Genomic DNA, 23,514 nt, shown 5'->3' on the forward strand with positions numbered 1-23,514 from the left:
GTAGCCAAAAACGTTACAAAATTCAGAAAAAACGAAAATAAATTCGAATTTTTAGGCAAATTGTCGTCATACTTAAGCATAGGTAGGTTAAACGAAAATGAAAAAGTGGATGATCTTAATGACGATTCCCTTGCTTTTGTTCGCTTGTTCGAACAAAAAGAAAGGAGGACTTCTTCTCTTCCCGTTCTTGGGAGGATCCGGAGATGCATCAACCCCCGCAGCGACAACAACAGCAGCAACCAGTAATTCAAGCGAGGACGCTTTCACCGTAGTTAGTTTGGGAGAAACCGACACTAACCAAGTAGCGAACAATAGCTCGAGCTCGACTAATACTGCCGCTACAACGCCATCATCAACAGCAACCGATTCCTCCTCAACAAGTGATAGCAGCAGCGCGACTGGGAACGCTTCCTCCTCTTCCCCTTCTTCTACCGACCAAACAAATAATTCGGGAAGTACTGGTTCCGGTGATTCCGGATCAGGATCAACTTCCGGTGGAGAAACAACTACACCTCCGGTTACGACAACTCCTACTCCTGAAGTAGTTACTACTCCTCCCGTAGCGGACACTACAGTTACCAATAATACAACTACTACCGTGGTAAACCAAACCAATGGAAACGGCGGATTCAATTTTGAAACCAACGTAACTGTTCCCGTAACAGTTCATTTGGAAAATGAAAATGGTCCCGTTGTAAATGCACCAGTGACTGTTTCTGAAACCCAATCCAACGGAGAAACCAATATCCTCGGGCAAGGAACAACCAATAGCCAGGGAACTGCCGTCATTCCGGTTTCCGTTCCACCGACTGTTACGGAAGTTCAAATCAGTGTGATCGGTGTGAATCCCACTACGGGAGAAGTACAAGAAGTAACAGGAACTGTTCCGGTTCAAATCCCGGCTCCACCGACAACTACAGGCGGAACATCTTCAGGAACAGTAGTTGTTGCTCCGACAGCAAATTTAAATACAAATAATTTTCAACCAACCAACGGATGCGTCCAAGCAGTTGACGCTGATTGTGACGGAGTCGCGGACCAATATGACGAATTCCCAACTGATCCGAAGCTCGCTTTCGTTGCCAGATCAGGTCGTTATACGATCGCTTTTGAAGACTTATTTCCGGATGCGGGTGACGCAGATCTAAACGACCATACTACGGTATTTACTACTGAGATGGACAAAACACCGGATAACAAAGTGAAGGTAATCCGAGGAATTTTTACACATGTTGGAAAAGGAGCCGGATACAATCATGAATTGCGTCTGTCTCTGGATGTTCCTGTGGGAGCAACATTCCAAGTAAACTATGTGGATGGTTCCAATAAGGCTTGGACAGGATGCGCCGCCGCCGCCAAATACGTAGCAGGTGCTACAGGTGATTGCACTGGCGGAACTCTAACTGCAGCACAACTTAAAAAAGGAATTCTAATCCTTCCTAGTTCTGACAAAACTCTTTTCGGAAAACAAAACTCTCCTGCTCCGGGTGCAAGTTTTGCCGCAAAAGACTTTGTTCGAGGTGTGACTTCCAATGTTACCATTACTTTCGCAGAACCGGTCGACTTGAACACGAGTAAGAACATGGTTGGTGGTCATTTGAATTGGTTCCTTGCATTCAATCAAAAAACCAACAATGTCTACAGACAAATCTATCGTCCCGGTTACGTTTTCGGTGCCAATGGAAAAGACACATACATTGACTCCAAAGGTTTTCCTTGGGCGATCATTGTTCCCGGTGTTTTCAACCATCCTACAGCAGGTTCCGATATCAGAAAGGCATCTAGCACAGGTTATGCTTACTTCAGCACTTGGGCGGAATCAAACGGAACTTCACACAAAGATTGGTACACTCAAATCACCAATCCGACTTATGTGGTAAAAATCAAAGACTTTTACACAGAAAACGGATTCTCAGCTTATCTGATCAAAGCGGTTCGTAAGAACATCTTTGAAGTGTCAGCAAGTTTGATTGTAATCGGTGCCGCTCTCGGATTCTTTATGAAAAAAAGAGGACCTAAAGCGAACGCAGCTTCCTAATTAAAAGATTTTCCCTACCGAAGATTCCCTTCCCGAAAACTATCGGGGAGGGTTTTTTTGTATTATGGGCCTACTTCGTTTTGCAGATTCGGATTATTTTCTAGATGGTATTTGGGAAGAGGACCTAGATGCAGGCAAAGAACCCATACTGATTGATCCCCAATGGAAAAACACTTCTCTTGAAAAACTATTATCAAATCACCCGATACAAACCGAAGCTCGAAAAAATCATTTCTGGATTGTTACTTCGGGAAGTACGGGAATTCCCAAACTCATCGAAAAAAACACCGATCTTTTGGCAAAAGAAACAGAGACATGGAAACACCTAACAGATGATCACTTTTGGAATTTTGAAGAAGAAAACCAATGGATTGCAACAGTTCCTCTTTGCCATTTATACGGATTGATTTGGGGATATTTTTTACCGAAACAACTTCATAAAAGGGTCCACTATACCCGCGATCCTTTTGAAATTCAAGATATCCACTCCCAGAGCGGCAAAACGGTCCTCATCACAAATCCGAATTTTCTGCAAAATTTAATTCGAAAGGAAACGAATCTTCCGGAAAAGATACTGTCTTCCGGCTCCAAATTTCCCGTTCACCTATCAAGAATTTTGCGGGATCAGGGCAAAGTAGAGCTACGTGAAATTTACGGATCGACCGAAACGGGAGCCATCGGTTTCAGAAATCCACTTTGGAAAGCCCGCTTTCTGATTCTTCCGGAAGTAAAAACAAAACTCACTGTTTGGGAAGAAGGTGAGATTCTATCCGTTCAAAACGGATTTCAGTCCAAAACGGCAAAGAGCCTGCAACAAAACAAAGAAACCTTGGAAACAGAATGGCAAAACCAAAGCCTACTTGATCAGGACGGATTTTTCTCTACAAACGATTGGGGAGATTTGAGTGATCTGGGATGGAATCATATAGGAAGAGCTGACCGTATAACAAAGATAAATGGGAAACGGGTTTCTCTGGATCTGGTCGAAACTTTGATCGGCGCAACGGATTTGTTATCGGAAGTAGCTGTGGATTCCATCGAAACGGAAGAAGACACCATACTCGGATGTATCTTGGTATGGAAAGAAAGACTGGGCCTTATCGACTTGTTAGAAATTCTAAACCGGGAAATGCCAAAGAGTTATATACCTAGCCTCTTCTTGGAAAAAGACCGAGTTCCAAAACTTCCCAATGGAAAAACGGATTATACGGAAGTCAAATACCTATTAAAATATTCAGAAAAGGTAAAATAATTCCGAAGTAAATTCTTCGATTACAAAAATCCGAATTGATTCTTGTAATCAAAATAATCTTTTGAGATAAAAAGTTCGGTTTGCCGTTTTGATTTTAATCTTACAAATTCCGCTCCGGGGGGAAAGCTACCTCTCAGGACATAACTACGGTTTGGTTGGGGGGAGATGAGTGTTTTTAAAAGTAATCTTCTTTCGGAATTGAGCCAGATCATTTCCATCTGCAGATTTTCCTCTTTCGCCCGAAGTAAAAATACTCCGCTTCTACGTTCCTTACTGAGTTTCCATTCCCAGATTTTGCCGTGAAATTCATCCTCCCTTTCATTGCCGCTTGCAAATTTGGTGGCTTGGGTTTGATAAAACCCCAATTCGTCTTTTCGAAAATCAGCCCCTATTCCCGATTTGACAAAATCTCCGGAAAAGAATATCAGATAATGCAATGGCAGACCCAAACATAAAATGAGCACCGTATAACGAAACCAATTCGAATTTCGTTTCATTTGGTTTGCTACCGCCATAGAACCAAGCGGATAAAAAAGTAAAAATACGGCAATAAATGCGCCATCGCAATGTTGTACTTGCATACCGAATAAAAACGGCAAAAACAATAAAGACATATTGAGATAATTATTTCTTTCCCAAACAAATAAACCTACGAATCCCAAAAGAATGATCGTTCCGAAAATTCCCAAATCATGTAGACAAGCCAGGAAAAAATTGGGGGGAAGATCGATCAAATCCCCATTCAGTTTTGTACGAGGGAGTTTAGGATCTTTCAAAACAACAGGAAGTGAAGCAAGTCCGTTTCCAAACCATAATTTTTTTTGGAAGCCCTGCCAGGAAATACGATACAATTCGGAACGATTCTCATCTAACGCATAAAATGCGTTCAGATTCTTTGATTTTAAAAATTTCGATTGAAAACTCATATATCTCGCACCGAGGCTTGCGATCGGTTCGGGAGATTTCAGTTTGGAAAATCCCCAAAGAACTGCCACAGTGAGTAAAGGCAACAAACATAAAATCGAAACCCTGGTGATCCATAGGCTGAGTTTGGAATGCAAATAGCGGGAAGTGATTACAAATACGAAGGATATAAAAAGAAATCCAAGCCAAATCACCCAAAAAGCCTTCGCTTGTTTTATTCCTAAAATACTCACCGTCAGAATCAATATAACAATGATTAATCGCCAGATATTCTCTTTAGTTAGTTTGTATTTTTGGTAGGAAAGTACCAGGAAAAAAGAAGCAATTCCGGGAATCAGCCACGAGGAAGAACCGGAATCGACGAACAGTCCGGGAAGCCTCCCTGCGACGATGGAAAAATTCGATCCCTGGGATAAAAAACCGGGAGAATAAATCTGTTGGATGGATAAAACAACCAGCTGGATGAAAAACCCGATGAATATCCCAAATATCAGATGTTTGGCGATACCATCCCTGGAATTATTTACGGAAAATCTTTCTTCCGCAAAAAAATAAAGTAAGGGAAAACCGACACTGGTTAAGATCAAAACGGGAAAAGATAGATACTCACGGGAGCTGAAATTGGGATAATAAAAAAATTCAAGAGTACCTAACCCTTCTAAAAATGAAAATCCAAACCCTGCAAAATAAGAACACAAAAGCAGAATGGCCAACCAATATAAAAAATAAAAAGGGGTTTGTAAAAAAATAGAACCTTGTCTGAGAGCAAGAGGATTTCTCAAAAACCATCCAGTAACAAGCAGATCCGATTGTTTGGGCAAAGCAACTTCCGCCCTGCCCGATAAAACAAGCAAAACTTCTCTGAACCAAATTCCTAGAATGGAACCCAGAAACAAACCGACGGTATCGGTTAGGTGGAAGGGTAAACCGGGTTCTACAAACCAAGTCAAACGGGAAATTAAAATAGCAGAAGCGGCTGTAACGATCCTTCCCGATTTCCTACTGTGCATTTGTGCGGAAAAACCGATTGAAAATTGTAAAATAAAAGCGGGGAAATACCAATTCTTAGGAACAGGAAAGGTAAAACGGTATAAAACAAAAAGTAATGAGGAAAAGGAAAGAAAGAAAATTAGATTTTCAAAGGGAAGCTTTTTCAGGCGATTTAGAAACTGCACAGTTCCTTAAGGGAATAAAATCCCTAGGAAGGAAAGCAAATGAAATTTAAAAAGGATTTGGTTCTTACGGAAAGTGGATTCTTAATCTAAAGAATCCATATCCATGGAAGAAGTGGGATAGGAAGAAAGAGTGTCCATTCGTCCATATCCACCGGCTCTCGATCTGCTTTTTGCCATTTGTTCCGCGTATTCAATAGTGAAACGCGTCCATGGAATCGCTTTCAAACGAGCAACAGGAATCTTTTTCTTAGTACCTTCACAGATACCATAGGTACCATTCTCAATCTTTTCCAGAGCAAGTTCGATCTCTTTCAAGGTATCGATCTCATTCTCAGTCAAAACCGAGCTAAGTGCCTCAGAATTCAATTCAGAAGCAATATCCGCAATGTCACCCATTTCCTTCAAACCGGAAGGAGAACTGGTATCTTCCCACTGGTTGAGTTTAATGAGAAGGGAATCTTTTTTCTCTTGAAGAAGTTCACGTACTTCTTCAATGAACTTTTTATCGACTCCCTTTTCTACTGACTTTGAAGCGGCTTGTTTTGGCATTCTATTGTTTAGACTTTAGATTCTTTATGATCAGTATGTTTTCTGCAAAATTTGCAGTATTTTTTAGTGAGTAATTTCTCAGTCTTGGTCTTCTTATTTTTTGTTTGGAAATAAGTAGAACGACCTGGAATCTCACACGGAACACAAGTGAGTTTTATGATTTCTCTCATAGTTTATGCCATTACGTAACGCGCGGGATTTCAGTCAAGGAGCATAATCGGATTTTATTCTAGTTTTTTTTCCGCCAATGTCCCGCGAGAAAACTACCGATGAGAGAATGCATCAGACTGGAAATTGCGCTGGGGATTGCCGTACTAGGGTCTGCAAAATGGGATTTGGCAAGTACTGCGCCAAGTCCTGAATTTTGCATTCCCACTTCGATGGAAATGGTTCTTTGGATGACTGAATCTTTGTAAAACACTCTTGTCAAAAAATATCCAAGTCCGAAACCTCCCGCATGCAAAAGAAAAACGGACGCAAAAATCCTGAAATCGGATGCCAAAATCAGTTCCCTTCCTGCACCTAATATGGATGAGACGATCATCGCGACAAGGATTACGGACAAAACAGGGGAATACCGGTTGGCAGCGTTTGAAAACTTAGGAAATAATGTTTGTAACAACACTCCTAAAGTGACCGGAACCAAAATCACTTTGAATGTGGTCAGAAGCAGGGAAAAAGTATCCACTTGCAGACGGTTTCCAATCAAAAATGATGCCAGAACCGGAGTGACAACTACAGCTAACACAGTTGATACGGAAGTCAAAGTTACACTCAAAGGAAGATCTCCTTTTGCCAGATAGGTGATGACATTGGAAGCGGTACCTCCGGGACAACAGGAAACCAAAATCAAACCGATCGCGAAAGCCTCCGGCAAACCGAATAAAATTCCGATCGACCAGCCCAGAAATGGCATAACAGTATATTGCAAAATCGTGCCGAGTAAGATAGGAAGAGGCATCTTAAATACCCGGACAAAATCTTCCAATTTTAAAGTCAGGCCCATTCCCAACATAATCCCACCCAAGCTGTAAGTGATCCATGGTCCCTGAAACCAAATGAAATAAACGGGGAATAAAAAAGATAAAATGGAAAATCCCAAAAGGATCCAAGGAAAGGCATTTACGATTCTTTCTAAAATTCGATTCACTTGTTTAAATACTCTTTGAATGCTTTTTCCAAAATATCCACATGTCTTTCCGTAACAGGAATATGAGGAGCGATTCTAAGTCGCCCCATACGAACCGCAGTATAGATTTTTTTGGATCTGAAAAAAAGATTAATCGCATCAGGTATAAATTCTTTTGACTTATGCCCTTTGACTCCTATGATCCCCGATTTTGATTCGGGGAAAGAATCATTGTCCAATACAAAACCCAAATCACGAAGTCTAACAGATATTAGATCCGAGATTTCATAGATCCGGTTTTGTACTTTTGTAAATCCGATGGTAGACAACATTTGTAAGGTGGCATAAAAATAAATCCAATCATTGAAGTTGGCAGTACTATGTTCGAATTGATCGGCAGCAGGTTTCAATTCGTCCCGGTAAGGCAGATATTGAGAATCGTTTTTCACACTCCCCGCTCCTTTAAAGATCAGCCTGAAATCTTTGGAAGCCTCAGGGGAAATATAAATTGCAGCCACTCCCAAAGGACCGAGTAACCACTTCCAGGCGGCGAATGCGGCAAATTCGACTTTGATTTGGCTAAGATCGATCGGGATATGGCCGAATGCCTGGCTCCCGTCCAAAACCAACCGAACCCCCGCCCTTTCGCAAATTTTTGAGATCGTTACCAGATCCAAAGGCATTCCCGTGCACCAATGAACAGGTGATAAACTGAGAAGAGACACATCCCCCGTTTTGATTTCTTTTTCCAGGTTTTCCAAAAATTCACTCGGAGTATTTCCCGTAGGCACAAAGGAAATACCTACACCTTTTTCTTTCCAATGTTCCCAAGGATATACGTTACTCGGGTATTCGTTTTCCAGAACAAGTATGCGGGTTCCGGATTTGAGTCCTATACTATGGGAATAGAGATTGATCCCTTCGGAAGTATTATGAATGAGTCCTATGGATTTGGGGGAGCAGTTCAAAAGTCCGGCCAATTGTTCCTGCAAGATCACTCTGATTTTCGGTTCCGAATATCTGGGGGCAAAAATCCCGAATCGGGAATATTCATCAAAATAGTCCGCCATCACTGAGGCTGCGAAACTGGAAACGGGAGAAATTCCACAAAAATTCAGCCAAATGGAGTCATTTTGAATCGGGTAGAGCTTGGAAACTTCCTCCCAGTCTTTCGGAATGGGAAAAGTAGGCAATTTTGGTTCGGAAGAAGTCATTGAAAGAAAGAAATATCTGTAGCGACAGGCGAGAAAAGTAAAAAATTATGGAAGAGCCATGCTCGCATGCAGTGTAACTCTCTCCCGATCCGCGTTTTCGCATAATATTTCCCTCTACCGCAAACTTCTCGGGGAAAAAACCAAGTTTGCAGGAATTGTAAAGTCCAACGCCTATGGCCATGGTCTTTTGGAAACCGCCGGTGTGGTGCTTGAGGCGGGAGCCGATCTACTTGGGGTCAATTCCCTGGAAGAAGCCACCCTTTTACGAAAATCCTTTCCAAAACCCACGATCCTGATTATGGGTTCCGTTCCGAATCTGAGCTCCCGCTCACAGGAATTAGCCGACCCGAATTTTTGGGTATTGGTTTCCCGGGTGGAAGAGGTGGAACTCCTTTCCCGATTGTCCCCTGCCCCCAAGATTCATTTCAAATTGGATACGGGAATGTCCAGACTGGGAGAATCTTACCTTCATTGGAAAGAAATCGCTACCGAAATCAAAAACAAAAATTTGCCTCTTGCAGGACTTGCCACACATTTTGCCAGTACGGAAGATTTTACGGAACATTCCTATTCTATGTTTCAATTGAATCGTTTCCAAGAAGGAATCGAATTGTTTCGTTCTTTGGGATTTAAAGATTTGATTTGTCACTGCGCTTCTTCCGCCTCAGCGATGTTATTTCCCGAGGCAAGGATGGATATGGTTCGTGTGGGAATTTCCATGTACGGGCTTTGGCCGAGTTTGGAAACAAAACTTTCCCTTTCTCAGATGGGAAAAGAATTCGGAATGTTAAAACCTGCACTTACCTGGAAAACCAAAATCCAACACATCCAGTCTCTTCCGAGCGGTGCCTTTGTGGGTTATGGTTCCACTTACAAAACCACTTATCCTACAAGACTTGCCGTGGTTCCCGTGGGTTATTACGAAGGATTGGACCGAAAACTATCTAATCATGGTTATATGCTCGTTCACGGAGAAAGGGCGAAAATACTTGGCCGTATCTGTATGAATATGACTATGATCGAAATCACACATATCCCTGAAGTAAAACTGAACGATGAAGTCGTGATCATCGGCCGCTCGGGTAAAGAAATCATCACGGCGGATGATCACGCTCTTTGGACTAATACCATCAATTACGAAGTTGTTACAAAAATATTAGATCGTTTTCCAAGAACGATCGTTGATTAGAGGAAAATATGATACCCAGACAGAGTTATGAATGGAAAAACCATCGCATCACTTATGTAAAACACCCTGCCGCCTCACCCAAGTTAAAGGAAAAAATCGTTCTCATAGGAGGATGGTGTTCTGCAGCGGATTATTGGAAATTGAATATTCCTTTCTTCCAGCAATTCGGAGAAGTGATCGAATTGGATCTGATCGGGCATTACCCCGCTGAGATTCTGGATTACAAAAAGAAACTCACCTTACAAGAATTTTTGGAAGCACAGGCAAATGCGATTTGGGAATCGGCAGGAGAAAAAGACATCACTCTAGTAGGTCATTCTACCGGAGGAATGGCAGTTCTTGCCATTGCGGCCCTTTTTCCCGGAAGAATCAAACAAGTGATTTGTATCGCTCCTTATGTGCACGGACCGGTACGAGGCCCTTTGAAATTGGGGATTTTGGGCCTTCGGGCCAATTTGGGATTATTCTTTGATATGGGATTCAAACTGGGAAAGTCCATTCCCAAAGTATTGAATTTGGGATTTTCTTTCGGAGTTTACGACTCCAAAGAATTTCATTCCAATCCGGAAATCAAATCCTTCATCGAAGAATATTATCCTCAATTTGAGCATTTAAACCCCAGAAATATACTGATGATTTTGGAAATGTTGGATCGTGCCGATATCCGCCCTATTGTATTCGGCAATGAAGTACCTATTTTGATGTTGAGAGGAGAGGACGATCCCGTCATTCCCGGAAAAGATGTGGAAGAACTGGAACGAACCACTCCGAATGTCAAAGCGATTCGTTTCGCAGAATGCGGACATTTTGTACACTTAGAGAAGAAACAAGCATTCGAAAAAGTGATCACCGATTTTTTTATCAGTAAAAAACAATCCAGATTGAAAAAATCATTTTTTTAAAAATAAGGAATGTTGTAAAGCCGGCAATTTATGCCGGATCTCATGCAAAGATTCCAAATTGATTTCAGCGATTGCAAAACCCGGTTCTTTGCCTGCATCCGCAAGTACCGTCCCCCAAGGTGAAACGATGAGAGAATGCCCGTAGGTTTTTCTTCTTCCATGCGGATCATGAGTTCCCGTTTGCCCTGGGGCAATGATAAACATGAAGTTTTCAATCGCACGGGCTCGAAGTAGTACTTCCCAGTGCGCCTCACCGGTAGGTGCTGTAAACGCAGCGGGCAAAAAACATATTTCACAACCGTTATGGGATAGATCGCGAAACAATTCCGGAAATCGAATGTCGTAACAAATGGCGGAAGAAATTTTACCCAGTTCCGTTTCTATTACGGGAGGAATTTTTCCGCCGCTCATTGTGGATCTGGATTCACTGTAACTGAATCCGTCTCCTACTTCCGCATTGAAAAGATGAGCTTTGTAATACCTGAATATTTCCGATCCGGATGGATCGAAAAGCAAAGCCGTGTTATAAACTTTATCATTTTCCGCGCGAGTGGGAAATCCTCCTCCCAAAAGATGAATTTGAAAATCCTTTGCAGTCTCTGAAAGGAATTGGGTGGTTTCTATTTCGATTTCTCCCAATAGATTTCTTTTTTCTTCTTCACTTCCCATAAAGGAAAAATTTTCAGGAAGGCCTATGAGTTTTGCCCCTTCTTCCACTGCCTCTTTTATGTACTGCCTGCACTTGGTTAGGTTGTTCGCCACCCTTGCATTGCTGGAAACTTGGATGACTGCTGCTTTATAGATATCTTTCATAAAAAAACGATCCTTAAGAAATCACGGTATATTTTCAATGACCATATAGAGGAAATATGGAACTCCAACTGGAAAAAATCAATCATATCCTAGAAGCCCTTCCTTATTTGATCAAATATTCAGGCAAAACCATCGTAATCAAATACGGCGGTGCCGCCATGATCGAAGAAGACTTAAAAGCCTCCTTTGCTGAAGACATTGTTTTATTAAAGTATTTAGGAATCAATCCGGTTGTAGTTCACGGTGGCGGTCCTGAGATCAATCAGTTGATTAAATCGCTCAATTTGAACACTCAGTTCGTCAGAGGCCATCGGGTAACAGACGAACCTACGATGGAAGTTGTAGAAATGGTACTCACCGGAAAAGTGAACAAACAAATCGTTTCCCTTATTCAGGAAAAAGGGGGAAAGACCGTCGGACTTTCCGGAAAAGACGGAGGACTCACTCTTGCGGAAAAATATCTGATGGAATTTGAAGACGAAAATGGAAAGATGCAAAGCCTTGACTTAGGACTTGTCGGGCAGATCACGAACGTAAACCCTTCACTCATCCATACACTGCAAGCGGAAGATTTTATCCCGATCATTTCACCTGTTTCCGTTTCCAAGGAGGGGAAAACCCTGAACATCAATGCGGATACGATGGCGGGTGCGATCGCTGCTTCCCTATCTGCCGAAAAATTAATATTACTTACCGATACTCCGGGCATTTTAATCGACGGACAATTGGTAACAGGCCTCAACAAACAAAAGATTGACGAATATATCAGATCAGGCCAGATTTCCGGTGGGATGATTCCCAAAGTGGAATGTTGTTTGGACGCCATGCGAGGAGGAGTGAAACGAGCTCATATCATTGACGGACGCGTTCCTCATTCCGTGCTAATTGAGGTCTTGACAAATCAAGGAATCGGCAGTCTCATCGAATAAACACCAGAAAGTTATGCCTACAAAACAGTTAACACTTCGCCTTATTTCCGACATCGCAAGTCGAATCAATTCTACGGCAGACTTAGAAACCCTCTTAAGCGAGATCATGGGAATCACCAGAGACGTTTTGGATACGGAAGGGTCTTCTTTACTACTTTATGACAAAGAACAGGACGTCTTGGTATTCAATACGACAAGCGGTCTCAAGGAAGAATCCCTCTCCAACCTAACAGTGCCTAGAGGGAAAGGGATTGCAGGGATGGTTCTTGAAACCTTACAACCCGAAATCGTAAACGATGCGGCCAACGATCCTCGTATTTTCAAAGCAATCGATCAAACTGTAGGATATGTGACACGCAACCTAATCTGTGTTCCCATGATTGCGCAAGGGGAAGTGCAAGGAGTTTTGGAAGCGGTAAATTCCCAAGACGGCAGGGAGTTCAATCAAACCGATATCAGGATACTCAGATATCTTTCCGATCAAGCCGCTATTGCGGTCAAAAACAGATTACTCATCGACAAACTGAACTTACGCGCCAACGAATTGAATTGTTTGTATCAGATTTCAAACGCACTTTCCAATATCCAAAACTCGGAAGAATTCATGGATTTGGCGGTAAAAACCATTTCCGAAGTTTTACAGGTGGATCGGGTAGCGCTTAAATTCGAAAAAATAGACCAGAAAGGACTTCCCCGATCCAAATCCAAAGGATTTTCGGATCAGTATTTGGATGAAGAGGTGCAAACCACTCTATTCGCAGACCGTTCCGACTGGATGAACAAAGGTTTTAAAATCATTACGGCAGGGTCACCGCAAGGAATTTTACTCACTCAGAACGGAATTTTCCAGCACAGCCTGATGTTACTTCCCATTCTCAAAAACAAAGAGTGGTTAGGTGCTCTTGCAGTATCCGACAAAACATCCAGAACACGATTCGATGAGATGGATATCAAAATCCTGCGTACTCTTTCCAACCAAGTAGGAGAAGCTTATCGTGCCTTGCAGGTAAAAATACAAAGTGATCGTTTGAAAAATATCGATCGTGATATGCAAGTTGCCGCAATGATCCAAAAACATTCTTTACCGATCATTCCGAAACAATACTCGCTTCTTGAATTTGATACTTATTACCAAGCCTCCCGTGAAATCGGTGGGGACTTCTATGATATGGTGATCCATGGCAAAGACGAAGTGTCCTGCATCATCGCGGATGTTTCCGGGAAAGGGACACCTGCCGCATTGTTTATGGAGCTTTCCAAGACAGTATTGCAACAGGAAGTTTCAAAAACAACTTCCACCAAAGAAGCTCTTACTCGTGCCAATGAAATGATCCAAGACAAGTCAGGGTTCCTCATGTTTGTGACCGCGATGCTTGTTCGAATCAATATGACCAAAAAAGAAATCATGTTCTCTTCTGCCGGTCATAACTTGCAGATTCTTTACCAAAAGAAACACCATAAGATCCAACATCTTTCCGGAAAAGGCCAACCTATGGGGATTAGCAATTGCGAATTCTCGGAACATACGATGGCCTACTTACCCGGAGACCTGCTTGTGCTCTATACGGATGGGGTAACGGAAGCGATGAATTCCAAAGAAGAACTTTTTTCAGAGGAACGATTGGAATCCGTAGTTCTATCTCATATCAACGATCCTCCTGAAATCATCCGTCAGGCGATTTTACAAAAAGTAAGCGAATTTATCGGAGATGCGGAGCCGCATGACGATATTACTCTCTTTATTATCCGTCTAAACTAATAGGTGTCGATTATGAAATTTACCAAAGTTCTTAATTCTATGGCGGTAGCTTTGCGCCTGGACAAAATCAATAAAGCAATGTTAGATGCAGTCATTGATACGAGAGTGCAAAAAGCCCTGAGCCAGTCCGATAAACTCAGAAAAGAACAAGATAAACTCAAAGAAAAAGAATTCAAAAAGAAGCTGGAAGAGATGCAAAGATCGCATGAGACCAGTTTTGATCATTACAGATCGGAAACGGAAAATCTAATCTCCACTTTCAAAAATCAAATCCTGATGGAAAAGAAGGAAGTATTGAAAGAACGGGAAGTCGTGAAAGAAATGCAAAGGCAAGCGATGATTCGCGACAATCGTTTCCAACATTACATCCTTCGATTCAAAGAGATTTTATTTATCAATAAGAAAGTCGTAGAGACCATTCAAAACCTTGTGAAAGTGGAATCCAATATCGAAGATCTATTGCACGAAATCGACAACTACGATGAAAGCAAGTTTATTAAAAAACCTGCCGTCATGATCGATTCCGAATTTTTCGATGAACTCAACCAGAAAGAAGAAGAAATCCGGGACAATATCCTGAAGTTCCAAAAGAAAGTGGAAAATAGATAATCAGTTTATCGCCTTCATTGAGTTTGGTTGTCCCGTCGAAGCAAGCAAGGCTCTCCAAAGTGTACTTCTTTCCGGTTTCAGCACTTTTCTTTCCGCTATGGCAAGGGTGATCGGCATCACTGTAAAAACATTGTTCCAAATCCCGACTACACATCCTGTCTTTCCTGCAAATGCCGCATGTACCGCGTTTTGCGCTAAAAATCCGCAAAATACGGAATCTTCCGCCGTAGCCGGAACAGAACGGATGATATAACTCGGATCAATGTATTTCAAATTGATGGTTTGATTTTCTCTTTTGAAATAATCCGATATTTTATCTTTGATGAAAAGACCGATGTCCGAAAGTTTTTTATTCCCCGACGGATCCATCTCCCCTTTGTCCTCAAAAAATTTCTGCCCTGCTCCTTCCGCGAGAATAATCACCGCATGACCCCGTTTCTGAATTCTATCTTTCAAAGTTTCAAAAAACGCACCTTTGCCTTCCAAATCAAAATCGGATTCGGGAATCAAAACAAAGTTTACGTTTTTCGAAGCAAGGGCCGCATTCACTGCAATAAAACCGGAATGCCTTCCCATTAACTTGACCAGCCCTATCCCGAATGGAGCTCCTTTTGCTTCTTCATGAGCACAATTGACCGCTTCTACCGCCTTACTAAATGCAGTCGAAAACCCGAACGTTTTTTGAACATAGTTGATATCATTATCGATTGTTTTGGGAATTCCGATCACAGCGATCTCTTCCTTTCTTTTTTTCACTTCATCCTGAATGGCTTGTGCTCCCCGGAGTGTTCCGTCACCACCGATGCAAAAAAGCATTTTTACACCATACAGACATAAGGTGTCGACCATATCGTTTGTGGACTGATTTCCCCGGGAAGAACCAAGAATCGATCCGCCGAAGTTCATAATATGAGCCACTTTATCGGGAGTCAGTTCAATCGGTCGATGCCCTGATTTTTTCACCATACCTTCATAACCGAAAGGAAAACCCAAAATACGCGGAACTTTATAACGATAATGAAGCTCCATCACAAGTGCGCGGATCACATCGTTGATCCCCGGACAGAGTCCACCGCATGTTACGATACCTGCCGTCACATCGGAAGGGTTAAAATAAATCTTTTCCCTAGGACCGGCCTGTTCAAAAAAGATAGGGCTGTTCCTAACCGTATGAATGGCTTCTTCTTGCCCCGAAAATACAGTCTGGAAAAGCACAACCGACTTCTCATCCGTCCAGTAATCATACCCTGCCGGGTTGGGATAAAGGCAGTCACCGAATTGTTCTACTTTGGTATCGTTTTGATTCATTTCCCAGAGTTTTATCAAAAAAACACAGTAGGGAAAGCAAATTTCATTGCAATTCTCAAGATTTTTCGATGATATTCCTATAGATGAAAAATTTGACCGTCATCATTATCCTTTTGATACCCTTCTTGACGGTCGCTCTATTGGCGCAAGGGTTGCCTTTCTTTTCCAGCTATTCTTTTTCCGACCCTAGACCCGGTCTTTTCCAAGTGAATGCTTCACCAAATTACAGTGAGGTGAGATCCTTATCCATACCTTTCCGCTTCCCAGCGGAACTGGAATTGGGAAGACTGCCGGTAGGTGCAAACAAAGACCAAACCGATCCTATGTCTGGGATTCAGATTTTTTCTCCGGTCATTCCTTTTTCCAGCACCAACCCTTACCGAAATCCGGAAGGGAGTTTTGACGTAGTCAACCGATCTGCAAACTCCGCTTTATTGTCCTACCAACCCAATGTAACATACATTACATTCAGAAGAGGATTCAGTTTCGATATGGGGCTTAGTTTCGGTATGTCTTTGAACGGAGGAGGACTTACTTACATTGACGTTTCCGAAACCAAGATGCGCCTCAGTTACCGTTTGAACCGTAATATTTTTTCTTTTTTGAAAAACTCCCGCTGGGAATTGTTTTTGCAGTTATCGGAGCTCCATCGTTTTGATTCCGATTCTTTTTCCAAAAACTTCAATACCGCTTTAAAAGTCCAAGACCCTTCCAGGACAAATTTCATCGGTCGCCAAATCTATGTTACGCCGGGGATCAGTATCTCCAATAGCAATTTGGTATTTGAAGGTATGGTAAAGGTTCCTTTGAATGCCCGTGAAGCGAGTCGCACTTTGGACGATCTCTGGGCTCCCGAAATCCAGGGAAATTTAGGTCTGAAATATCTTTTGCCGGTTCGCGCTTCCGAAAAGTTTTAATTCGAAGTCTTTTTTTTCCAAGCTAGGTAAAAATCCTGTTTGGAAATCTTTTCCTTTGATCTGCCGATCCGAAGGCTATCTTCTCCCTTTTCCGTATTCCAAGAAAGTTTTGTTTCTTCCACAGGACAATTCGCTTCTTCACATCTTGATTCGAATATGGAAATGGATAGTCCTTCGGGAAGATTCGTATATTCTCCGATCCAATCCTTTAATTTGGAATGAAAGGGGAATCCCTTCTCCAGAGATACTTCCCCTTGAAAGTTCCAGCCGTGATCGTGATTCATAAGTATTGCCTATGATTTAGACAGTGCCGGCTTCTTATTCGGATCATAATTTAAGTAAGGGGAAAGCCATCTTTCGATCTCGGATTTTTCCATACCTTTTCTTTCCGTATAATCAATGATTTGGTCTTCGTTTATTTTACCAATTGCAAAGTATCTGGATTCAGGATTGGAAAAATAATATCCGCTCACGGAACTCGCAGGCCACATTGCGCAACTTTCCGTTAGTATAATACCTGTATATTTTTCCACATCCATCAATTTCCAAATCTTCGGTTTTTCCGTATGGTCAGGGCAAGCCGGATAACCGGGAGCAGGACGGATCCCTTGGTATTTTTCACGAATCAAATCTTCACTGGATAAGTTTTCGTCTTTGCCGAATCCCCATTCAATTCGCATCCAATGGTGCATATATTCCGCAAATGCTTCGGCAAACCTGTCAGCCAGAGCCTTTACAAGAATGGAATTATAATCATCATGATCTTTTTCATATTCCTTTGCAATTTCATCCACGCCGTGGCCTGTAGTTACTGCAAAAAAGCCAAGATAATCCTGTTTTTTGAATTCCTTAGGAGCGATAAAATCAGCCAAACTATAATTAGGTTGTCCAGCTAGTTTCGTGCTTTGCTGGCGCAACATCGGAAATTTTTCAAGGAGTACCGACTTGGATTCATCAGAATATACTTCCAGAGTCTCACCTACCGCATGTGCCGGGAATATACCAACAACCGCTCTCGGCTTCAATCTCTCGTCCTTCAACATCTTTTCCAACATGACTTTCGCATCGTTATAAAGAGTGGTGGCTTCTTTTCCGATCACAGGATCCTTTAGGATTTGCGGGAATCTGCCTTTCAATTCCCAAGCGAGGAAAAAAGGAGACCAATCGATATAAGGAACCAATTTATCCAAAGTAACATCTGTTATCTCTTTAATCCCCGTGAAAGAAGGCTTTGGAGGGTTGTAATTTTCCCAATTGATTTTGGTTTTGTTAGCGATTGCATCTTCAAAACTCAAAAGATTTCTTTCACTTTCTCTGGAATAAAATTCTTCCCGAATGCGCGCTTGGTCTTCTCTCACGGTCGCCACATAACTTTCCGTTGTTGCCGGATTCAAGACACCGTTCATCACATTCACTACACGGGAAGCATCCAGTACATGAATGACGGGTTGAGAGTATTGTTCCGCGATTTTAACCGCAGTGTGTGCGGGAGAAGTAGTAGCACCTCCGATAAGAAGAGGAACCTGGAAACCTAGTCTTTCCATTTCTTTTGCAACATGCACCATCTCGTCCAAAGAAGGAGTGATAAGCCCGGAAAGACCGATTGCTTTGACTCCTTCTCTTTTCGCAGTTTCCAAAATCTTTTCAACGGGAACCATAACTCCCAAATCAATCACTTCGTAATTATTACAAGCAAGCACTACACCCACGATATTTTTGCCTATATCGTGAACATCCCCTTTCACAGTGGCGATTAAAAACTTGGCTTGAGCGGATTCGTCCTTTTGATTTCTTTTCTCTTCTTCCATAAAGGGCAATAGATATGCCACGGCTTTTTTCATCACCCTTGCACTCTTTACCACTTGGGGGAGAAACATTTTACCTGCGCCGAAAAGTTCCCCGACCACTTTCATTCCGTTCATAAGAGGACCTTCGATCACTTCCAACGGTTTCGAAAAACTAAGTCGCGCCTCTTCCGTATCTTGTGTTACAAATTCATCAATCCCTTTGACTAGAGCGTGTGTTAAACGCTCTTCCACGTTCCCGGCTCTCCACGCATCGTCTTTCTTCTGAACCTTCGCTTCCCCATGAAACGTACCAGCAGCATCAATGAGTCTCTCGGTAGCATCCGGTCTGCGGTTGAGAAGTACATCCTCTATCAATTCCAAAAGATCTTTTGGGATCTGTTCGTAAACTTCGAGCATTCCCGCATTTACTATGGCCATATCCATTCCGGCTTGGATCGCATAATAGAGGAATACGGAATGCATCGCTTCCCGAACCGGGTTATTCCCACGGAAAGAAAAGGAAATATTACTAAGCCCGCCGGAAACTTTTGCTCCCGGACAAATCTTTTTGATTTCGCGGGTTGCTTCAATGAAGTCCACAGCGTAATTATTGTGTTCCTCGATCCCCGTAGCAACTGTTAGGATATTCGGATCGAAAATAATATCGTTAGGATCAAAATCCAGTTTGGAAATGAGTAGATCATATGCTCTTTTGCAAATCCTGATCTTTTCATCTTTTGTCGCAGCTTGTCCTTGTTCGTCGAAAGCCATTACGATTGCGGCAGCACCGAATCTCTGGATGGTTTTAGCGTGTTTTAAAAAGACTTCCTCGCCTTCTTTTAGGGAGATGGAATTTACAATCGGCTTGCCTTGGACACATTTAAGTCCGGCTTCCAAAACAGACCATTTGGAAGAATCGATCATAAAGGGAACACGGGCAATTTCCGGTTCCCCCGAAATCAGATTGAGGAATTTGGTCATAGACCCTTCCCCATCCAAAAGTGCTTCATCAAAATTGATATCGACTATATTGGCACCGGCTTGCACTTGTTGTAAGGCAACTTGCACAGCTTCTTCGAATTTCCCATCCAAGATCAGTTTTTTAAACTTAGGAGAACCTGTAACATTCGTTCTTTCCCCTATATTGATAAAACCCTGTTCTTTGGTAAGTTTCAAAGGCTCAAGCCCCGAAAACGCACTGAGTTTCGGTTGTGTAATGAGTTGTCTCGGAGGGAAAGAAGCAACCGCTTTCGCTGCTGCTTGGATATGATCCGGTGTGGTTCCGCAACATCCGCCGACTATATTTAAAAATCCCGCCTTGGCAAAATCTTCCATCCAAGAACCGAATTCGGCGGGTGTTTGATCGTATCCGCCGAACGCATTCGGAAGTCCCGCATTCGGATAACAGGAAACGTAACAATCCGCCACTTTTGCAAGTTCCGCGATATAGGGACGCATTTCCCCTGCACCTAACGCACAATTGATGCCCACTGCCAAAGGTCTTGCATGTTTTACGGAAATATAAAATGCTTCCCCCGTTTGACCGGAAAGTGTTCTACCGGACGCATCCGTAATGGTAACGGACAAAATTACAGGGATTCGGATATTTCTTTCTTCAAATATCTTTTCTATGGCAAAGATACATGCCTTTAGGTTTAAAGTATCGATATTTGTTTCTGGTAAAAGTAAATCCACTCCTCCGTCGATGAGAGCGGTAATTTGTTCGTAGAAGCTATCGACTAACTGATCAAATGTGATCGCACGAAACGCAGGGTTATTTACATCAGGGGAAAGAGATGCAGTTTTTACGGTCGGTCCGATGGAACCTGCAATGAATATATCCGTTTTGCCGGTTTTTTCCGTATATTTTTTAACCGCATTTTTTGCACACTGAACAGCCGCTAAATTGAGGTCACGGACGACGGACTCCATTTTATAATCCGCCTGAGAGACGGAATTGGAACTGAACGTATTTGTTTCGATGATATTTGATCCGGCTTCCAAATACTCCAAATGAACCGCTTCGATAATATCAGGGCGGGTCATCGCAAGCATATCATTATTACCTTTGACGGATAAAGTCCAGTCCTTGAATCTTTCTCCCCGAAAGTCATCTTCTTGCAAAGAATGCCTTTGGATCATAGTACCCATAGCCCCATCTAAAATGAGGATTCTTTCCTGAATGAGTTGTACGAGTCTATTGCCCGCCGGGTTGGTATATTCAAATTTCATTGTGTTATATTTATTATGATTACTTATTAGACAACACGAGGGGAATCCCTCGTGAAAAATTTTATTTACTCGGATCGATACACTTAGCACCTTTTAGCGGTGGTTTGGTGTTGACAATCACAGGAAACTTAGTCGCTTCCGACTGATTTACCGCAATGGACTCTTTATGTTTGTCCGGTACATCATAATCGGGAAAAATCGCATCGATAGGACACTCATATTGACATGCGTTACAATCGATACAAGTATCCGGATCAATATATAAAGTATCCGGCCCCTCGTGGAAAGCTTCCACAGGGCAAACTGCCGCGCAACTAGTGTATTTGCAATCGACACAAAGTTCAGTTACTACATAAGCCATGAAATCCTCCTTTATCAGATTTGGTGTTTCTCACCCGACGTATGCCAGGTGAGATTTCTTTTTTCTAGTAACGGTAGTGTTCCGGTTTGTAAGGACCTTCGATCGGAACTGCGATGTACTCTGCCTGTTTCGCATTGAGTTTGGTAAGTCTTACACCTAGTTTTTCCAAGTGAAGAGCCGCAACCTTCTCATCCAATTTTTTAGGAAGTCGATACACGCCGATCTCATATTTGTTAGTCCAAAGTTCGATTTGAGCTAGTACTTGATTTGTAAACGAAGTAGACATTACAAAAGACGGATGTCCTGTTGCACAACCTAGGTTAACAAGTCTTCCTTCCGCAAGAACGATGATTGCTTTACCGTCAGGGAAAGTGTATTTATCAACTTGAGGTTTGATTTCTTTTTTAGTAACGCCTTTTTCAGAGTTCAATCTGGACATTTGAATTTCAGTGTCAAAGTGACCGATATTGCAGAGAATAGCGCCGTCTTTCATACTTTTCATATGTTCCAAAGTGATGATGTCGTCATTTCCGGTTGCAGTCACGATGATGTCCGCATTTTCGATAATGTCTTCCACTCTTAGAACTTGGTATCCTTCCATCACTGCTTGAAGAGCACAGATCGGATCGATTTCAGTCACTACGACTCTTGCACCGAAATTGCGAAGGGAAGCAGCGGAACCTTTTCCAACATCGCCATACCCACAAACAAGTGCTACTTTACCGGCAAGCATAATGTCGGTTGCTCTTTTGATACCGTCAGCAAGAGATTCACGGCAACCGTAAAGGTTGTCAAATTTCGATTTTGTAACCGAGTCATTTACGTTGATCGCAGGTAGTTTCAATTCACCTGTTTTCAATTTCTTGTACAGTGCGTTCACACCTGTAGTGGTCTCTTCGGAAACACCTTTGATTTCGGAAAGAAATTGAGGGAATTTGTCATGGATATAATGAGTTAAGTCCCCACCGTCATCCAAAATCATATTCGGTCCTTTGTCTCCGTCAAAGAAAACGGTTTGTTCGATACACCACCAGTATTCTTCTTCCGTTTCGCCTTTCCAAGCAAATACGGGAATTCCCGCTTTTGCGATGGCAGAAGCCGCATGATCTTGCGTAGAGAAAATATTACAAGAAGACCAACGAATTTCAGCGCCTAACTCGATTAATGTTTCAATAAGAACTGCGGTTTGGATCGTCATGTGGAGAGATCCTGCAATTCGCGCGCCTTTCAACGGTTTTGTTTTTCCAAACTCTTCACGAAGTGCCATGAGACCTGGCATTTCTTTTTCAGCGAGAATGATTTCTTCTCTACCCCAATCAGCCAAAGAGATATCTCTGACTTTATAAGGCAGTCTTTCTGATTTTGTATTAGTTGCTGTGGACATATTGTCCTCCTTTCTTCCTTGCTTTGATTGTTAATATTTTAAATATTGAATCCGTTTGAATTTGGTTTTCCGATTCGATCTCGAAATTCGCGTTGATGAGCCATGACTCCAAAACATCTTTATCAAACCCAAGCCATAAGTCTGCGAAATTATCACGCATAAACTCCTGGTTGTGTTTTTCCAAATCTACCAGGCAAAATACTCCACCCGGTTTTAAAACCCTATGAATTTCCTCAAGCACTGTCGGTGGATGGGAGATATGATGAAGCACCATGGAACCGACCACCGCTTCACAAGTTTCATCCGATATAGGAAGTGATTCCAGTTGTGCTTGGGCCAATTTTACACTTGGATTATTCCCATAAGCGGTATGGGCAAGTTCGATCATCTTAGGAGAGGAATCTATCCCGAGCACCATTTTGGATTTGGGAAGCAAATAAGGAATCAGTCCTCCGGGACCGCATCCCAAATCCACAATCTGATGACTGTTTGTCGGTAGATTTTCGATGATCCAGGATCTGTATAATTTCGGATTGAGAGATTCTTCCTGAATGGATTCCCATTCTGCAGCAACTCTATCAAAGAATACTTTTGATTTTTTTTCCCTTCCTTCCAGAATCAAACTCACCATTCTTTGGTCTTTTTCTCTGTCAGGAAGGTCTTCTTTATAAGAAAGAATGAGATGGGTAAGGTCGTTTGAAAAAATCTCCGTACTACCTTCGTTTGTTTTGGAAGGGTCTTCCGGAAGGGAAGAATATACGAGAGATCCTTCTCTTCGGGAAGAAATCAGGCCTGCATCCGTAAGTATCTTTAGGTGGCGGGAAATCCGAGACTGTCCCATGCTTAGGATCTCAACGATTTCATTTACAGAAAAAGACCCAAAACTGAGAATATGAAGGATGCGTACACGGGTTTCATCCGAAACTGCTTTCAAGGCGGGTAAAATATGTCTCGGGCCAGCCGATGGTTGGGGGTATGTTCCCAGTTTCATTGCCAAAAGATATCTACATATCAAGAAATCTTGATATGTATGGTTTTGACAA

The 23,514-nt window shown here is 42.3% G+C and carries 20 protein-coding genes; 8 read left to right on the plus strand and 12 right to left on the minus strand.

The genetic code is table 11. The annotated features are described in order from the left end of the window. Window positions 1-97 precede the first annotated feature (97 nt). Together DI077_RS19340 and DI077_RS19345 are read left to right on the plus strand one after the other, a co-directional pair. Window positions 98-2,038, plus strand: a complete 1,941-nt coding sequence (locus tag DI077_RS19340; protein WP_109022303.1) for an LruC domain-containing protein — start codon at window positions 98-100, stop codon at window positions 2,036-2,038. A 64-nt stretch (window positions 2,039-2,102) separates the two neighbouring features. Continuing rightward, window positions 2,103-3,290, plus strand: a complete 1,188-nt coding sequence (locus DI077_RS19345) for an AMP-binding protein (protein WP_109022302.1) — start codon at window positions 2,103-2,105, stop codon at window positions 3,288-3,290. Between the two features lie 20 nt (window positions 3,291-3,310). Here the strand turns inward: DI077_RS19345 and DI077_RS19350 are convergent, their stop codons facing one another. From DI077_RS19350 to DI077_RS19370, 5 genes are all read right to left on the minus strand, one after another. Further along, entirely contained in the window at window positions 3,311-5,224 is a 1,914-nt protein-coding gene (locus DI077_RS19350; RefSeq protein ID WP_135354939.1) for an O-antigen ligase family protein, read from the minus strand. A gap of 246 nt (window positions 5,225-5,470) precedes the next feature. Continuing rightward, complete coding sequence (locus DI077_RS19355; protein WP_109022300.1) at window positions 5,471-5,938, minus strand: TraR/DksA family transcriptional regulator; 468 nt, start codon at window positions 5,936-5,938, stop codon at window positions 5,471-5,473. A gap of 8 nt (window positions 5,939-5,946) precedes the next feature. Continuing rightward, window positions 5,947-6,108, minus strand: coding sequence for a 50S ribosomal protein L33 (gene rpmG, locus DI077_RS19360; RefSeq protein WP_109022299.1), 162 nt, complete (start codon window positions 6,106-6,108; stop codon window positions 5,947-5,949). Between the two features lie 59 nt (window positions 6,109-6,167). After that, window positions 6,168-7,088, minus strand: a complete 921-nt coding sequence (locus tag DI077_RS19365; protein WP_109022298.1) for a bile acid:sodium symporter family protein — start codon at window positions 7,086-7,088, stop codon at window positions 6,168-6,170. Next, complete coding sequence (locus DI077_RS19370) at window positions 7,085-8,281, minus strand: aminotransferase class V-fold PLP-dependent enzyme (RefSeq protein WP_109022297.1); 1,197 nt, start codon at window positions 8,279-8,281, stop codon at window positions 7,085-7,087. Before DI077_RS19370 ends, DI077_RS19365 begins: the two co-directional genes overlap by 4 nt. A gap of 58 nt (window positions 8,282-8,339) precedes the next feature. Here DI077_RS19370 and alr point away from each other — a divergent pair, with 58 nt between their 5' ends. Continuing rightward, entirely contained in the window at window positions 8,340-9,470 is a 1,131-nt protein-coding gene (alr, locus tag DI077_RS19375; protein WP_109022296.1) for an alanine racemase, read from the plus strand. Window positions 9,471-9,478: 8 nt separating this feature from the next. Then, window positions 9,479-10,372 carry an alpha/beta fold hydrolase gene (locus DI077_RS19380; protein WP_109022295.1) on the plus strand — a complete coding sequence of 298 codons (894 nt, stop codon included), beginning with the start codon at window positions 9,479-9,481 and terminating at the stop codon, window positions 10,370-10,372. Here DI077_RS19380 and DI077_RS19385 read toward each other — a convergent pair. Next, a complete protein-coding gene (locus DI077_RS19385; RefSeq protein ID WP_109022294.1) occupies window positions 10,361-11,185 on the minus strand; it encodes a carbon-nitrogen hydrolase family protein in 825 nt (274 codons plus the stop codon). The genes DI077_RS19380 and DI077_RS19385 overlap by 12 nt on opposite strands. Before the next feature lie 56 nt (window positions 11,186-11,241). On the opposite strand from DI077_RS19385, the gene argB reads away from it, so the two are divergent. Genes argB through DI077_RS19400 form a run of 3 tightly spaced genes read left to right on the plus strand, consistent with a single transcriptional unit; the run spans window position 11,242 to window position 14,482 of the window. Further along, window positions 11,242-12,114 (plus strand): acetylglutamate kinase, encoded by an 873-nt coding sequence (gene argB, locus DI077_RS19390; RefSeq protein WP_109022293.1) that lies wholly within the window; start codon window positions 11,242-11,244, stop codon window positions 12,112-12,114. A 13-nt stretch (window positions 12,115-12,127) separates the two neighbouring features. Further along, window positions 12,128-13,873, plus strand: coding sequence for a SpoIIE family protein phosphatase (locus tag DI077_RS19395; protein ID WP_109022292.1), 1,746 nt, complete (start codon window positions 12,128-12,130; stop codon window positions 13,871-13,873). A 12-nt stretch (window positions 13,874-13,885) separates the two neighbouring features. Continuing rightward, window positions 13,886-14,482 (plus strand): hypothetical protein, encoded by a 597-nt coding sequence (locus DI077_RS19400; RefSeq protein ID WP_109022291.1) that lies wholly within the window; start codon window positions 13,886-13,888, stop codon window positions 14,480-14,482. Here the strand turns inward: DI077_RS19400 and DI077_RS19405 are convergent, their stop codons facing one another. Next, window positions 14,483-15,790: an ATP-dependent 6-phosphofructokinase gene (locus tag DI077_RS19405; protein ID WP_109022290.1), complete on the minus strand. Its 1,308-nt coding sequence runs from the start codon at window positions 15,788-15,790 to the stop codon at window positions 14,483-14,485. A gap of 83 nt (window positions 15,791-15,873) precedes the next feature. On the opposite strand from DI077_RS19405, the gene DI077_RS19410 reads away from it, so the two are divergent. Then, window positions 15,874-16,707 (plus strand): hypothetical protein, encoded by an 834-nt coding sequence (locus DI077_RS19410; RefSeq protein ID WP_109022289.1) that lies wholly within the window; start codon window positions 15,874-15,876, stop codon window positions 16,705-16,707. Here DI077_RS19410 and DI077_RS19415 read toward each other — a convergent pair. From DI077_RS19415 to DI077_RS19435, 5 genes are all read right to left on the minus strand, one after another. Then, on the minus strand, window positions 16,704-16,991 hold the full coding sequence (locus tag DI077_RS19415) for a hypothetical protein (protein ID WP_109022288.1): 288 nt from the start codon (window positions 16,989-16,991) through the stop codon (window positions 16,704-16,706). The two genes, DI077_RS19410 and DI077_RS19415, sit on opposite strands and share 4 nt — an antisense overlap. A gap of 9 nt (window positions 16,992-17,000) precedes the next feature. Beyond that, window positions 17,001-20,726, minus strand: a complete 3,726-nt coding sequence (metH, locus tag DI077_RS19420) for a methionine synthase (protein WP_109022287.1) — start codon at window positions 20,724-20,726, stop codon at window positions 17,001-17,003. Window positions 20,727-20,787: 61 nt separating this feature from the next. After that, on the minus strand, window positions 20,788-21,087 hold the full coding sequence (locus tag DI077_RS19425) for a DUF362 domain-containing protein (RefSeq protein ID WP_109022286.1): 300 nt from the start codon (window positions 21,085-21,087) through the stop codon (window positions 20,788-20,790). A 64-nt stretch (window positions 21,088-21,151) separates the two neighbouring features. Continuing rightward, complete coding sequence (ahcY, locus tag DI077_RS19430; RefSeq protein ID WP_109022285.1) at window positions 21,152-22,471, minus strand: adenosylhomocysteinase; 1,320 nt, start codon at window positions 22,469-22,471, stop codon at window positions 21,152-21,154. Beyond that, window positions 22,455-23,462, minus strand: a complete 1,008-nt coding sequence (locus DI077_RS19435) for an ArsR/SmtB family transcription factor (RefSeq protein WP_109022284.1) — start codon at window positions 23,460-23,462, stop codon at window positions 22,455-22,457. Before DI077_RS19435 ends, ahcY begins: the two co-directional genes overlap by 17 nt. Between the last annotated feature and the right edge of the window lie 52 nt (window positions 23,463-23,514).

It is taken from the genome of Leptospira kobayashii, assembly GCF_003114835.2.
Taxonomy (GTDB): domain Bacteria; phylum Spirochaetota; class Leptospiria; order Leptospirales; family Leptospiraceae; genus Leptospira_A; species Leptospira_A kobayashii.